At 68.8% G+C, this 14,500-nt stretch carries 12 protein-coding genes; 10 read left to right on the top strand and 2 right to left on the bottom strand.

The window, feature by feature from the left end:
* The first annotated feature begins 61 nt into the window (after positions 1-61).
* From pstC to JOF40_RS16130, 9 genes are all read left to right on the top strand, one after another.
* Entirely contained in the window at positions 62-1,075 is a 1,014-nt protein-coding gene (pstC, locus tag JOF40_RS16170) for a phosphate ABC transporter permease subunit PstC (RefSeq protein ID WP_246152851.1), read from the top strand.
* Positions 1,075-2,214: a phosphate ABC transporter permease PstA gene (pstA, locus tag JOF40_RS16165; protein ID WP_129183670.1), complete on the top strand. Its 1,140-nt coding sequence runs from the start codon at positions 1,075-1,077 to the stop codon at positions 2,212-2,214. The genes pstC and pstA overlap by 1 nt, the downstream gene beginning before the upstream one ends.
* Positions 2,211-3,866 carry a substrate-binding domain-containing protein gene (locus JOF40_RS16160; protein ID WP_245343148.1) on the top strand — a complete coding sequence of 552 codons (1,656 nt, stop codon included), beginning with the start codon at positions 2,211-2,213 and terminating at the stop codon, positions 3,864-3,866. Before pstA ends, JOF40_RS16160 begins: the two co-directional genes overlap by 4 nt.
* Positions 3,863-6,502 carry a hypothetical protein gene (locus JOF40_RS16155; RefSeq protein WP_129183672.1) on the top strand — a complete coding sequence of 880 codons (2,640 nt, stop codon included), beginning with the start codon at positions 3,863-3,865 and terminating at the stop codon, positions 6,500-6,502. Before JOF40_RS16160 ends, JOF40_RS16155 begins: the two co-directional genes overlap by 4 nt.
* Positions 6,499-7,425 carry a sortase domain-containing protein gene (locus JOF40_RS16150; RefSeq protein WP_129183674.1) on the top strand — a complete coding sequence of 309 codons (927 nt, stop codon included), beginning with the start codon at positions 6,499-6,501 and terminating at the stop codon, positions 7,423-7,425. The genes JOF40_RS16155 and JOF40_RS16150 overlap by 4 nt, the downstream gene beginning before the upstream one ends.
* A 169-nt stretch (positions 7,426-7,594) precedes the next feature.
* The gene (locus tag JOF40_RS16145; RefSeq protein ID WP_209674655.1) at positions 7,595-9,427 is read left to right on the top strand and encodes an Ig-like domain repeat protein; all 1,833 of its coding nucleotides are present in this window, start codon (positions 7,595-7,597) and stop codon (positions 9,425-9,427) included.
* 122 nt (positions 9,428-9,549) lie between these two features.
* Positions 9,550-10,398 carry a phosphate ABC transporter ATP-binding protein gene (locus JOF40_RS16140; protein ID WP_129183678.1) on the top strand — a complete coding sequence of 283 codons (849 nt, stop codon included), beginning with the start codon at positions 9,550-9,552 and terminating at the stop codon, positions 10,396-10,398.
* Positions 10,391-11,179, top strand: a complete 789-nt coding sequence (locus JOF40_RS16135) for a lytic transglycosylase domain-containing protein (protein ID WP_129183680.1) — start codon at positions 10,391-10,393, stop codon at positions 11,177-11,179. Before JOF40_RS16140 ends, JOF40_RS16135 begins: the two co-directional genes overlap by 8 nt.
* Before the next feature lie 122 nt (positions 11,180-11,301).
* A complete protein-coding gene (locus JOF40_RS16130; protein WP_129183682.1) occupies positions 11,302-12,549 on the top strand; it encodes a DUF222 domain-containing protein in 1,248 nt (415 codons plus the stop codon).
* A 5-nt stretch (positions 12,550-12,554) separates the two neighbouring features.
* Here JOF40_RS16130 and JOF40_RS16125 read toward each other — a convergent pair whose 3' ends face one another.
* The gene (locus JOF40_RS16125) at positions 12,555-13,136 is read right to left on the bottom strand and encodes a hypothetical protein (RefSeq protein ID WP_129183684.1); all 582 of its coding nucleotides are present in this window, start codon (positions 13,134-13,136) and stop codon (positions 12,555-12,557) included.
* Positions 13,137-13,265: 129 nt separating this feature from the next.
* Here JOF40_RS16125 and JOF40_RS16120 point away from each other — a divergent pair, with 129 nt between their 5' ends.
* Positions 13,266-13,643: a DUF805 domain-containing protein gene (locus tag JOF40_RS16120; protein ID WP_209674653.1), complete on the top strand. Its 378-nt coding sequence runs from the start codon at positions 13,266-13,268 to the stop codon at positions 13,641-13,643.
* A 27-nt stretch (positions 13,644-13,670) separates the two neighbouring features.
* Here the strand turns inward: JOF40_RS16120 and JOF40_RS16115 are convergent, their stop codons facing one another.
* Positions 13,671-14,420 carry a ZIP family metal transporter gene (locus JOF40_RS16115; protein ID WP_129183688.1) on the bottom strand — a complete coding sequence of 250 codons (750 nt, stop codon included), beginning with the start codon at positions 14,418-14,420 and terminating at the stop codon, positions 13,671-13,673.
* Positions 14,421-14,500 lie beyond the last annotated feature (80 nt).

Raw genomic sequence — 14,500 nt, 5'->3', positions numbered from 1 at the left:
GCTCTCGGTGACCTAGGTTTCTCGCGGCACGTACCGATCCACCGCGAAATGAGTCCCCCCTGTGAGCACGACCCTGCGTTCTGCGTCGATCGACGTGGAGCCCGACGAGCCGCGTGACCTGTGGATCGACGAGTCCGGATCCGACCGGGCCTTCGTCCTCGGCACGCGCGCCATCGCGGCGACCGTGCTGGCGATCACCGCCGGCATCGGCCTGTTCCTGGCGTGGTCTGCGCTGCCGACGTTCGGGCGATACGGTTTCAGCTTCCTGACCGAGACGCAGTGGCAGCCCGAGGCCGATGTGCTCGGCATCGGCGCGGTACTGGTCGGGACGTTCACGATCGCCGCGGTCGCACTGATGATCGCTTTTCCACTGTCGTTGCTCACGGCGCTCTACATCGCCGAGTACGCCCCGGCCCGGATCAAGTCGACGCTGGTCTCGCTCATCGACCTGATGGCCGCGGTGCCCAGCATCATCTACGGGCTGTGGGGGTTCACGCTCATCCAACCTCACGCCAGCGCATTCGCGCTGTGGCTGCACCAGCACCTGGGCTTCATCCCGTTCTTCCGGGTCGACGCCGACCCGAACGCGGCTGTCTGGGAGCAGACCCGCTACACCGCATCGGCGTTCGTGGCGGGCATCGCGGTGGCCATGATGGTCATCCCCATGGCGTGCGCCGTGATGCAGCAGGTGTTCTCGCAAGCACCGGCGGGGGAGCGCGAGGCGGCGTTCGCCCTGGGATCCACGCACTGGGGTGTCGTCCGCACCGTCGTGCTGCCGTTCGGCAAGGGCGGCATCATCGGCGGCACGATGCTGGGGCTCGGACGCGCGCTCGGCGAGACCATTGCCGTCGTGCTGATCATCTCGCCGTCGTTCGACCTCAAGATCAAGCCGCTCGAGGTGGGCACCAACTCGATCTCGGCGCTGATCGCCGGACGGTTCGGCGAGGCGACCTCGCTGCAGCTGCAGGCTCTGCTGACGGCGGGCTTCGTGCTGTTCCTGATCACCCTGGCCATCAACACCCTCGCGGCCACGATCGTGGCCCGCAGCCGTTCCGGACAGGGAGCTGACGCCTGATGAGCATCGACCTGGACGACCGGCCCGCCGACGTGGTGACGTCGCTCGGAAGCACCTCCGTGCGCCTCGAGCCCTCGTCGACGACCGTCGTGCCGCCCCATGCGCGTCGTGCCCTGAGCCGCACGACCGCCGAGCAGCGCTTCGAGCTGATCGGTTGCTGGGTCGCGGCTCTGGCGCTGGCGTGGCTGGTGTGCGGGCGGCTCATGCCGTGGGACGGTCCGCTCGTCTTCGTGGCCGTCACGGTGGTGCTCGGCATCGCGCTGATCGCCGTCGTCACCGCGATCGACAACGGCTGGCCCGAGGTCGTCGACCGCATCGTGACGATCGTCATCACCTTGGCGGCTGGGCTGGTCGGTCTGGCGCTGGTCTCGACCGTGTTGTTCATCTTCGCCAAGGGCTACAAGCCCCTCCTGCACCTCAACACCTTCTTCGACGACATGGCAGGCGTCGGTCCCCGCGACCCGCTCGACCGTGGCGGGGTCGCGCACGCGATCGTCGGCTCGCTGATCGAGGTGGGCATCGCGATCATCGTGGCGATCCCGCTGGGTATCGGCACGGCGATCTACATGACCGAGATCGGCGGACGGTTCGCGCGGCTCGTGCGGACGATCGTCGAGGCCATGACGGCGCTGCCGTCGATCGTGGCCGGTCTGTTCATCTACACGACCCTGATCGTCGGGCTGGGGTTGCCACGGTCCGGCCTCGCCGCCGCCATGGCCTTGGGCGTCATGATGCTGCCGATCATCGCCCGCGCGTCCGACGTCGTGCTGCGCGTCGTGCCCGGCGGGCTGCGCGAGGCGAGCCTTGCGCTGGGAGCATCCCGGTGGCGCACGGTGTGGCACATCGTCCTGCCGACGGCGCGCCCCGGCCTTGCCACGGCCGTGATCCTCGGCGTGGCCCGCGGCATCGGCGAGACCTCGCCCGTGCTGCTGACCTCAGGCGCCGCCTCGTTCATGGTGACGAACCCCACCACGGGCGTCATGAACTCGCTGCCCCTGTTCATCTTCTCGACCGTGCGCAGCGGCGAGCCCGTCTACATCGAGCGCGCCTACGGTGCCGCTGCGATCCTCCTCGCCGTCGTCCTCATCCTGTTCGTCGGCGCTCGTCTGCTGGCCCGTCCCCGAAAGGGATCCCGTTGAACACCCACGCCACCACCCTCCCCGTCCCGCTCGGACGGCGTCTCACGTCGAGGCGCGCTCGGGCGCTGCTGGCGGTCCTCGTCGGGCTGCTGTCGTCGTCCCTGTTGATCGCCACTGCGAACCCGGCACAGGCTGCGTACGCCCAGATCGAGGGATCCGGGTCGACGTGGTCGCAGGGCATCGTCGCCCAATGGATCTCCGACGTTGACGCCAACGGCATCAAGATCACCTACAACGGTGCTGGCTCCTCGCAGGGCCGCAAGGACTTCGCCCAGAACGTGACGGACTTCGGCATCACCGAGATCCCGTACCAGGGCAAGGACGAGTTCGGTGCCGTCGACACCGCGGGGGACCGCGAGTTCGCGTACATGCCGATCGTCGCCGGCGGCACGGCCTTCACGTATCAGGTCAAGGTCGGCGGCAAGCTCGTCAAGGACCTTCGCCTGTCGGGCGACACGATCGCCAAGATCTTCACCAACAAGATCACCAACTGGAACGATCCGGCGATCTCGGCAGACAACAACGGCCGCAAGCTGCCGAGCCTGACGATCGTCCCCGTCGTCCGCGCCGACGGCTCCGGCACGACAGCCCAGTTCACGGCCTGGCTCGACCAGCAGTTCCCGTCGATCTGGCAGCCGTACTTCGGCCGGACCGGCCTGACGTCCTACTACCCCAAGAAGTCCGGCACGAAGACGATCAGCGCGGCGGGCTCAGACCAGGTCATGAACACGATCTCGAGCTCACAGGGCAACGGCACGATCGGCTATGTCGAGTACTCGTACCCGGTCAACAAGAAGTACCCCGTCGTCAAGCTGCTCAACAAGGCCGGCTACTTCGTCGAGCCCACGCAGTACAACGTCGCGGTGGCGCTGACCACGGCCAAGATCAACACCGACACGACGTCCCAGGCGTACCTCACGTCGATCCTCGACGGGGTGTACACGTCGACGGACCCTCGCGCCTACCCGCTGTCGTCGTACTCCTACATGCTGCTGCCGACGGGGGCCAAGGACCAGCGCATGACGACTGCCAAGCGCCAGACGCTGACGGACTTCATGTTCTACTCGCTGTGCCAGGGGCAGAGCAAGGCCGGTCCGTACGGCTACTCACCGCTGCCGCTCAACCTGGTGCAGGCCGGCTTCGATCAGCTCAAGAAGCTCTCGACGGCGGACCCGGCGGTCGACTTCACCGACCGTGACGTCACGAAGTGCAACAACCCTACGTTCGTCGCCGGCGACCTGTCGAAGAACAAGCTCGCCGAGATCGCCCCCCAGCCGCCGGCGTGCGACAAGCAGGGCGCAGGGCCGTGCGGCACCGAGACGGGCACAGCCCCGACGACGCCGGCCGCGGCAGCGGGCAAGCCAACCGCGGCAGCGGGTGGTGCGCCGGTCGCGGCCGCACCGGGCGGTGATGCTCCGGCCGCTGCCGTCGATCCGGGGACGGGAGAGGTCGCGTCGACCGACACCACGACAGCTGCCGCAGCCGACACATCGATCGCGGTGCCGACCGAGCTGGTATCGGGACGTGCCGGCGACACCAAGGTGTTCGGTGCCCTCGCGGTCGCCGAGCTGCTCGCGATCATCCTCGCTCCCGGCGTGGGAGCGGTCTACTTCAAGCGACGCCAGCGTCGCCGGCAGGGAGCGGCAGCATGACCACGTACATCCGACCGCGTGAGATCGTCGCGCTGCTGCTCGCCGCGGGCCTGATGGTCAGCATGGTGGTGACGGGTGGTGCGCCCGCGAGCGCCGCGTCGACCGGTGAGGGGGCGTTCACCAAGACCAAGACCGTCACTCGTACCTTCACCGGCGATGCGTCGGTCGAGGCCGATCCGGAGCCGACGCCCACCGGCGCGACGCCGACCCCCACGGACGCGAGCCCTTCGCCCACAGGCGCGTCGCCGACTCCCACGGACGACGCGCCGTCCCCGACCGACACCCCGGAGACAGCCGAGGTCGTCGACTCCCGCGACGTCACGCTGAACGTCGACCACACCCTGAACCTGCGAGGAAGGGAGCGGGTCAAGGTCAGCTGGACGGGTGCGCGTCCAACAGCAGGACGTGCAGCGAACCCCTACGGCGAGAAGGGGATGGCACAGGAGTACCCCATGGTCATCCTCCAGTGCCGAGGGCTGGACGACGCCTCGCTGCCGGCGGCGCAGCAGCTCTCGCCGAAGACGTGCTGGACGTCGACCCTGCAGCAGCGGTCGCAGACGACGGGTGGACGGCTCGCGATCTGGCGGCACGACACGGAGGCCGCGACGGCGGATCGCGACGAAGTGTCCGGCGTCGACACTGTGCCCGAGGGATGCCCCGACATCGGCGACGACTCCGTGCACCTCACGCCGTTCGTCGCGGCGAACGGCAAGACGTACTCCGCCTGCAGCTCGGCGACCATGCCCCCGGAAGCCGCGGTCGGCGCGTCGTTCCCACCCGCGGAGGTTGCCGGGTTCACGGGCGCCGATGGCACCGGGCAGGTCAACTTCGAGGTGCGCTCGGCGGTCGAGAACGAGTCGCTGGGCTGCTCCGACACCACGCCGTGCTCACTCGTGGCCATCCCCATCATGGGGTTGAGCTGCGACACAGACGCGCCGTGTCGTGAGTCTGGCCGACTGCGCGCCGGCTCCAACAACTTCGCCGGCGAGGGTGTCGACGCCGCCGTCTCGCCGCTCTACTGGTGGAGCGCGTCGAACTGGAAGAACCGCATCGCGGTACCGCTGACGTTCGGCCTGCCGCCGGACGCCTGCACCGTGCTCGACAGCCGCGCGCCGACTGCCTTCTACGGCTCCGAGCTGATGAGCCAGGCCGCACTGCAGTGGGCGCCGGCCTACTGCCTGCGTCAGGACCGCTTCAAGTTCCAGCACAACCGGCTGGGAGACGATCCGGCCTTCGCGCTGCTGGAGAAGGGCGGCGCGCCTGCCGCCTTCGTCTCCGGCAAACGAGAGCGGTCGACCAAGGACCCCGTGGGCTACGCGCCCACCGCCATCACAGGATTCGCGGTCTCGTACATCATCGACGAGCCCGACAACGCTGGAGAGCGCGCCGAGCTGAAGCTGACCCCGCGACTCCTTGCGAAGCTCCTGACCCAGTCGTACACCGGATCAGCCCGAGGTCAGGGTCACCCCGGCATGGAGGCCAATCCGCAGTCGCTCAATGTCGACCCCGAGTTCATCGCGCTGAACCCCGGGCTCGACACCATCACCCGCGAGTCGGCGGCCGCTGTGCTGTCGCTGTCGGAGTCGTCTGATGTCATCAAGACGCTCACTGACTATGTCGTCAGCGATCCTGAGGCCAAGGCCTTCATCGCCGGGACGAAGGATCCGTGGGGCATGGCGGTGAACCCGTCGTACCGCAAGCTCAAGCTGCCGGTCAGCGACTTCCCGCTGCGTGACACCTACGTCCCGCCCAGCGCCCAGGAGTGCTACACGCTCAACCCCGCACCGTACTTCGGCCAGCTGGCCGCTCCGGTGTCCAGCTTGCGCAAGGTCGCGGAGGCCGTCCTCGATGCTTGGCCCAACACGCAGACCCGCTGCGATCGTGCATCGACGTCTGACCCGTACAAGGTCGGCAGGGTTGACCGCCAGGGCGTCGGCACCCGCTTCATGCTGGGCATCGTCAGCTTGGGCGACGCAGAGCGTTTCGGGCTGCGTACCGCCTCACTGCGCTCAGCAGGCGGTGCGTTCGTGGCGCCCACCGAGGGCACGATGGCGGCGGCGATCAAGACGGCCAAGCCCGGCAAGACCGGCCAGCCGTTCGACTTCACGCAGAAGGGCATCCGTGCCACCGAGGGTGCGTACCCCGGGACGATGATCGTCTACACGGCGGCGCGCCTGACAGGAATGGAGAAGGCGGACGCGACGAACGTGTCGTCGTTCATCCGCATCGCGACGACCGAGGGACAGGTCGAGGGATCCGGCAACGGCACCTTGCCGGCCGGCTACCTCCCGATCGTCAAGACCGGCGTGACAGCCAAGTTGTGGGCATCGGCCCAGGCCGTGGCCAAGCTGGTCAAGGCGCAGAAGGAGCCGGCCGCCGCACCCACGAAGGGTGCGCCGAAGCCTGCAACGCCTGCAGAGGCGGTGCCAGCCGCAGCTGCCCCGGCAGCGGACGCTCCGGCCGACCAGGCAGTCGCCGCAGCACCGGCCACGACAACGACCGACACCATCGCGACGGCGGCGCAGACGTCGGGCCAGGCGCAGTCCTTGCTCCCGGTGCTGGTCGCGCTCCTGCTCGTCGCAGGTCTCGGTGGTCCGGGTGTGCGGCTCGCAGCCGAGTGGAGGCGACGTCGATGACCGCGGTGCTCACCGGACGTCGCCGCATTCCGCGGCCGGCGCAGATGTGGCCTCTCGTGAAGGCACCTGCGGCCCCCAGCCGTCCGCTGTCCGACACCGCTGCGGTCGTCAGCACGAGCCTCACGGTGCTGGCGGTCGTCGTCGCGTGGTTCCTCGCGCAGCTCATGGTGCTGGGCGGTTTCGAGCAGGACAGGGCGCAGGACCGGCTGTACGACGAGCTCCGCGGCCAGCTCGCCGCAGGGACAGCCCCGATCGGCGGCATCATCGCGCCTGGCGCACCGGTCGCTGTCATGAGCATCCCGTCGCTCGGTTGGGAGCAGGTCGTGACCGAGGGGACGTCGTCGGGCACCTTGATCCACGGCCCCGGGCATCGCCGCGACACTGTGCTGCCCGGCCAGGCCGGCGTGTCACTGATCCACGGCCGGTCCAGCACCTTCGGACGTCCGTTCGCCACGCTGCTGTCCGAGGGCCCAGGCACCGCGATGACCGTCGTGACGGGCCAGGGCACCATGAAGTACAGGCTCGGCCGGGTGCGCCGGGCCGGTGACCCGATGCCTCCGGCCCCGACCGGCGCGGCGTCGCGCATCACCTTCGTCACTGCCGAGGGATCGGGCCGGCTCTCAGCGCTGACTCCCGGCGACGTCGTCTACATCGACGCCACCTCGACCGGCGAGGGCTTCGCCGTCCCTCCGGGCAGGCTCAACGCGATCGGGCCCTCCGAGGTGGCGATGGCGGCCGACACCAGCGTCATGGCGTCGCTCGCGCTGAGCCTCGGTGCGCTCGCGGCGGTGACCGCTGGAGCGCTGGTCGTGCGACGCCGGTTCGGTCTCGTGCGCACGTGGGTGATCGGTGCTCCGATCCTGCTGGCGCTGGCGTGGCTGACGGCTGACCTGGCGACCTATCTGCTGCCGAATCTGCTGTGATTGCAGCCAGAACCAACTGTGTGTGCGATGGACACCCACCGTTCATCTCAAAGGCCACGGGGTACCGGCGACCGCCCCTAACGTGCTCGTGGGACAGCACCCCGGCTGCCCCGAGACGTTCAAGAAAAGGACACCCCCGCACATGATTCGTCAGCGAGTCTCCCTGGTCGTGGCTGGCGCCTTCGTCGCCAGCACGGCCTTCACGCTCGGTGTGGTCGCACCCGCCAGCGCCGCCACCTCCCCGTACGACCCCACCTTCACGCCGACGACCGGCGACCTCGTCGGTGCCGGGTCGGACACCAGCGAGATCGCGATCGACTACCTCGCCAAGGGGCACAACGGCATCGCCGGCTTCAACGGCACCAAGACCACAGGTCGCATCGCGTCGTACGCGGCGACGGGTGATCCAGCAGAGCTCTCGCTGCGCGACGGAACCTCGCTCAAGCGGCCCAACAACTCCGGTACGGGTCGCGCCACTCTGTGGGGCACCGGCAACAACACCGCCTTCGACTTCGCACGGTCATCCTCGACCCTGGCCGACACTGAGGTCGCTGACCTTCGTCAGCTGCCGTTCGCCGTCGACGGCCTGAAGCTGGCCGTCTCGAGTAACGTGCCGTCGAACGCGCCGGCCTCGATCTCCGCAGCCGACATGGTCAAGATCTACAAGGGCCAGGTCACCAACTGGAACCAGCTCGGTGGCGGCAACGGCACGATCAAGCCGCTGATTCCGTTCTCGGGATCGGGCACTCGCACTTTCTTCCAGGCACAGCTGAACGCCGCGGCCGGCGCTGCGTTCACTCCCGACCCGACCAAGGTCGCCGAGGTGCAGGAGCACAGCGTCGCCGCGATCGAGAACGACCCCAACGCCGTCGCGCCCTTCTCCACCGGCCGGGCCGCCAGCGCCCCGTCGATCAAGCTGGTCGGCGGCTTCTCCGCTGACCGCGCCCTGTACAACGTCGTGCGCCTGAAGGACTACACCTCGGGCGACAAGTCGGCGCTCCTCAAGGCCGCGTTCGGGCCGACCGGCTTCGTGTGCAGCCCGGAAGCACGTCCGCTGATCGAGGCCGCGGGCTTCCAGCAGCTCGCCAGCGTCACCAAGAACGGTGTGTGCGGTGAGCCCGTCACGACCGCGACGTCCAAGTTCCGCACGAGCGGCGAGGGTGCTGCGGCCACGACGACAACTCTGTCGGCCGCCGCAGCCAATGGTGGAAGCGTCCGTCTGACGGCCGATGTGTCGGCCTCGGGCCAGAACCCTCAGGGCAAGGTGCAGTTCAAGCAGGGCAGCACCGTGCTGTCGACCGTCAACGTCGCCGGTGGCCAGGCCGTCCTCACGCTGCCGTCCGTCGCTGTCGGTTCGTACACCTACACCGCGACGTTCGTCCCGGCGAACGTCAACGACTTCGGTCCCTCCTCGACGGCTCCTGTCACGGCCAACGTCCTGACGTCGTCCGGTCTGTCGGTCTCGGCCGTCGGTGGCTCCTACGGTGTCGCACGCGTCATCAAGGTCACGGGCACGGGCGGTGCCGTCAACGGTGCCGTCAGCGTCTCGGTGCCCGGCGTCGTCGCGACCTCGGTGCAGCTGGTCAACGGCTCGGCGACGGTTCCCGTCCCCGCCACTGCGTCGGTCGGTGGCAAGACTGTCACTGCCACCTTCGCGGGCAACGCTTCGACGTTCGGGTCGTCCGCCACGGGATCGCTGTCGATCACCAAGGCGTCGACCGCCACGAAGATCGCGCTGGCCAAGAAGAGCCTCAAGTCCAGCAAGCGTGGCACCGCGAAGGTCACGGTCACGATCGCCGGCTCGGCGCTCAAGGCCAACGGCAAGGTGACGCTCAAGGTCGGCTCGAAGACCATCGGCACCGGCACCGTCAAGAACGGCAAGGCCACGATCAAGCTCAAGAAGCTCAAGAAGGGCTCCTACAAGATCAAGGCCACCTTCGCCGGAAACGCGAACTACAGCTCGTCGACGGCCAAGACCGTCAAGCTCAAGGTCACCAAGTAGCGCATGCACGTCCCCGTACGCAGCAGCCGGCTCCTCGTCGTCACCGACGAGGGGCCGGCTGTGTGCGGCCCCCGTCCGATCCCCGCCCCGCATCATCCGCACGAACCCGAAGGACAGACCCCATGACCGTGACCACCGATGAGGGACGGGTCGACGTCGACTCCACCCAGGTCGTTCCCGCCGCGCCGACCGCAGGACTGGCCGAGATCCGCGCCAACGAGGTCTCGGCGTGGTTCGGTGACCACCAGGTGCTCGACCGTGTGTCGCTGACGATGCCGGCCGGCAAGGTCACGTCGCTGATCGGACCGTCCGGCTGCGGCAAGTCGACGTTCCTGCGCATCCTCAACCGGATGCACGAGCTCATCCCGTCCGCGTCCCTGGCCGGATCGGTCGAGCTCGACGGCGAGGACATCTACGACCCGTCCCGCAAGCTGACCGATGCCCGCCGGTCGATCGGGATGGTGTTCCAGAAGCCCAACCCCTTCCCGGCCATGTCGATCGAGGAGAACGTCCTCGCGGGCCTGAAGCTGACCGGCACGCGCATCGACAAGGACGCCCGCGAGGAGCTGGTCGAGTCGTGCCTGGTCAAGGGCGGACTCTGGAACGAGGTCAAGGACCGCCTCGACGCCCCCGGTGGGGGCCTGTCGGGCGGACAGCAGCAGCGGCTGTGCATCGCGCGTTCCCTCGCGATCAAGCCCAAGGTGCTGCTGATGGACGAACCGTGCTCGGCGCTCGACCCGACCTCGACACGCGTCATCGAGGAGACGATGCTCGAGCTTGCGCAGGAGGTGACGATCGTGATCGTCACGCACAACATGCAGCAGGCCGCGCGGGTGTCGTCGCAGTGCGCGTTCTTCCTCGCCGCGCAGGGCACCCCCGGCGTCATCGTGGAGCACGGGGATACTGATGCCATGTTCGGCAGCCCGCAGGACCGTCGCACGTCCGACTACGTGAACGGACGTTTTGGATAGCGACGACGCACCCGTCGAGGTGCGTCGTGGGTTCGGCGTGGGGGAGTGGCTGCTGATCGGCGTCGCGCTGTGCGTCATGGTCGCGTTCGGCATGGCCGCGGCGTCGGCGTTCACGCAGTCGCCTGCTGATCCGACGGCGTCCGCTGCTCCCGCGACTCCTTCGGCGGCGCTCCAGCCGGCGGCCCCCGTGGTCGACGCGACAGTCCCGGTAGCCGCGGGACGGCAGGCCTCGGCGCAGTGGGTCGGCGACATCTCGCGACGCACGGGCATCGGCGCGGTGGCGGTGCGGGCCTACGGCTCGGCGACACTGCGCATCGCGACCGAGCAACCGGCCTGCCGCCTGGGCTGGACGACGCTCGCCGGCATCGGCGGCATCGAGTCGCTGCACGGCACGGACGGCGGCGCCTCCGTCCTGCCCGACGGGCGCACCTCGCTGCCGATCATCGGGCCGGCGCTCGACGGCACCAACGGCACCGCGGCCATCCGCTCCACCGACGAGACGGTGCCCTGGCACGGCGACATGCGGTGGGACCATGCCGTCGGCCCCCTGCAGTTCATTCCGTCGACGTGGGAGCGCTGGCAGTCGGACGGCAACGACGACGGGGTGGCCGACCCCGGCAACATCTTCGACGCGGCCTACGCGGCCAGCCGGTACCTGTGTGCCTCCGGAGGCAATCTCACCACCGCGGCGGGCTGGACCGCCGCGATCTTCTCGTACAACCACTCCGACGCCTACGTGCGCAGCGTGCTGGCCTACGCCAATGCGTACGCTGCGCGCTGATTCTCGGCCGTTGTTCACAGGCTGATTCTCGGCCGTTGTTCACAGGCTGATTCGTCGCCCAGAAGTGTTGTCGGACCCTGTCTCTAGAGTGGAGGAAAGGTTGAGACGGCGGGGGTTTTCGGGTGTTGGACGATCGGCAGGTCATCGAGCAGGTGGTGGTGCGTCGTGAGGCGCTGGCCGCGCTCGAGGCCGCCGAAGCCGTCGACATGCTCGACTTCGTCGATCGGGCCCGTGCCGCTGGTGAGGCCGTGAGTGAGGCGCAGGGACGTCGGCGGGTCGATGCTGCGGTGCACGAGCTGTCGCTCGCGATGCGGCTCCCGGTCCCGACGGTCGAACGCCGTGTGGCCCGGGCCCGGCGGTTGCGGTCAAGGATGCCCGACGTGTGGCAGGCGTGGCTCGACGGACGCATCAGCACCACCCACGTCACAGCCATCGACCGTGCCGCGACCCGTCTGGTGCATGCCGAGTCTGTGACCGCGCTCGATGACATCGCTGTCGAGCGGGTGGGTCGGTTGACGCCGGGTCAGGCGACCCGGTGGTTGGACCGGTGGGTCGAACGCACCGAAGCCACCGAATCGGCCCGCCGCCACGAACGCGCTCACGCCGAGCGCAAGGTCTCCTCGCGGCCGCTGGGCGACGGCATGACCCGCCTGACCGCCGACGTCACCGCCACGGATGCGGCCGCGGTGATGCAGTCACTGACCGGCGCCGCGCACGGGCTTCCCGCTGATGACGGCCGGACCATCGACCAAGCCAGAGCCGACCTGCTCGTTGACGCCCTGCTGGGCCGTGAGTCCGGTGGGCTCGGGTTCCGGGCGGTCATCGGCATCACCGTCCCGCTCTCGTCACTGATGGGCTTCAGCGACATGCCGGGTGAGCTGACGGACCGGTCCGCCACGATCCCGGCGCACATCGTCCGCGCCGCCATGGCCGACGAACACAGCCTCTTGTATCGCCTGGTCACCGATGACGTCGGCAACCTCATGACCGTCACCTGGCTCGGAAGGTTCGCACCCACCCGGCTGGCGCAGGTGCTGGAATTCCGCGACGGCACATCAGTGTTCCCGACGAGCACCGTCCCAGCCCGGGCCTGCGACACCGACCACAGTGATCCATGGCCCGCCGAGACGTCCGCCGCGAACACCGGACCCCTCAACCGGCGTGCCCACAACCTCAAGACCGAAGGGCACCTGAGGTTGCGACAACCCGCGCCCGGGGTCTTCGAATGGACCACCAGCACCGGGCACACCTACACACGCACCCCAGAACCCCTACCCATCGCGGACTGGGACCACGAAGCGGCAGAGCTACCTGTCGACCCCTGGGCCGATGAGTTCGCCGAGATGCTCGAGGCGCTCACGGCTGCCTGACAGCCTCAGAGATCGGGGTTCTCCTCGAGCTCCTTCTCCAGAGCCAGCCACTCGTCGCGGGCGTGGTCGTACATGTCGAGCGGCAGACCGAGCTCACGTCGCACCCGGTAGCGACCGTGCAGCGCGGGCAGGTCGACGTCCTCGACGTCAGCGGGATGGACGTCGAGGAGGGGCAGGGTGAACCAGCGCAGGGCCTGTCGCAGACGTCCGGCCTTCTCGAGAGAGCCTGCGATCCATTCGCACTCGACCGAGCCGAGGGCACCGGTGCGGGCACGGCCCAGCAGATCCTTCAGCACCTCGTCGGCACGCTCGTGCTCGCCGGCGTCGAGATCGTTCATCAACAGCCCGCACCGCGGATCGAGCTCGGTCGGGCCGCCGTCCTCGATCGCAGCGAGGCTGGCCTGCCGGGCTCCGTCGTGGTCCTCCACCAGGTTCAGCTCACCGGCCAGCGCGGTGAGGAACTCCGCCCGCCCGATCTCGCCGGGCGTGAAGTCGTCCAACCTCCGTCGCAGCACCTCGACCCGCTCCGACGGCGTGCCGGTCATGCAGATGACCTCGATCTCGTCGGCAAAGTCCTCAAGCTCCATGGGCTCGAGTCTGGCAGGAGCGCCGCATCAACCGGTGGACGCACGGTGGGCTCGGCGCACCGTGCTGGCCGCCCGACAACGATAGGTTGTCTCGCACCTGCCCTACGAGCTCCCGGAGTAAGCATGAACATGCAAGAAGCTGTCACCAGCGTCCTGTCGCAGTACGCCAACTTCAACGGTCGTGCGCGGCGTTCGGAGTACTGGTTCTACACCCTCGCGGTCGTCATCGTCTCGGTCATCGCTGCGATCATCGACGCGATCCTCGGCGTGATGATCCTGCAGTGGGTCGTCATCATCGCGACGATCGTCCCCAGCCTCTCCGTCGGTGCGCGCCGCCTGCACGACACCGACAAGAGTGGTTGGCTGCAGCTGATCGGCATCATCCCGCTCATCGGAGCCATCGTCCTGATCGTGTTCTACGCGATGGACAGCACGCCCGACAACAAGTACGGCCCCAACCCCAAGGGAGCGCAGCTCGGCGGGTACGGCACGCCGCCTGTCGTCTGAGTCGACGTCGTCGGTCGGGCCGGAGCCTCAGGCCCGGCCGACGACGAACGCTGCGAGGAACCCGATCGTCGCGAGCAGACCCGCGTACAGGTGGGTCTTCTCGAACGCCTCGGGGATCATGGTGTCGGCCACCATCGCCAGGATCGCTCCAGCGGCGACGGCGGTGATGGCGGCGATCGCCTCGGGTGCAGCGTCCTGCAGCAGCAGCGACCCCACGAGGGCCGCCACGCCTGACGCCAGGGCGATGCCGATCCACACGCCGAAGACGTAGCGGGCGCTGCGTCCGCCGCGCTTCATGCCGGCCGCGCTGGAGAGCCCCTCCGGCAGGTTCGAGATGAAGATCGCCGCGAGGACGGACACGCCCACGCCGCCCCCACCGAGCAGCGACACCCCGAGGACGACGGACTCCGGGATGCCGTCCAACAGGGCACCGATCGCGATCGCCGTCCCGCTTCCGCCGTGCTCGTCCTCGGAGGGCTGCTGGTCCTGCGACCGCTTGCGGTGGCGGGCACCGTGTCGGGCCAGGACGACGTTGGCCGCGACGTAGACCACCGCACCACCCAGGGCCCCTGCGACGGTCGGCAGCAGACCGCCGGTCCGCTCGGCCTCGTCGATCAGGTCGAACGACAGCGCCGAGATCAGCACGCCCGAGCCGAAGGCCATGACCGACGCGACGACACTCCGCGGCACCTGCACGAACCACGCGACGAGCGCGCCGATCACCAGCGCGGCACCCGCGAGCAGGCCCCACGCGCCTGCCTCGAGCCAGATCGGCATGTGAGCTCCTGGTGATGGGTGGGCCGGACGGCCCAGGCGTGCTTACCCCGTCGAAGGGTGGTCCACGCACGGCACGCCCC

The sequence above is a fragment of the Aeromicrobium fastidiosum genome, from assembly GCF_017876595.1.
Taxonomy (GTDB): domain Bacteria; phylum Actinomycetota; class Actinomycetes; order Propionibacteriales; family Nocardioidaceae; genus Aeromicrobium; species Aeromicrobium fastidiosum.
This window is presented reverse-complemented; position numbering and strand designations above follow the sequence as displayed.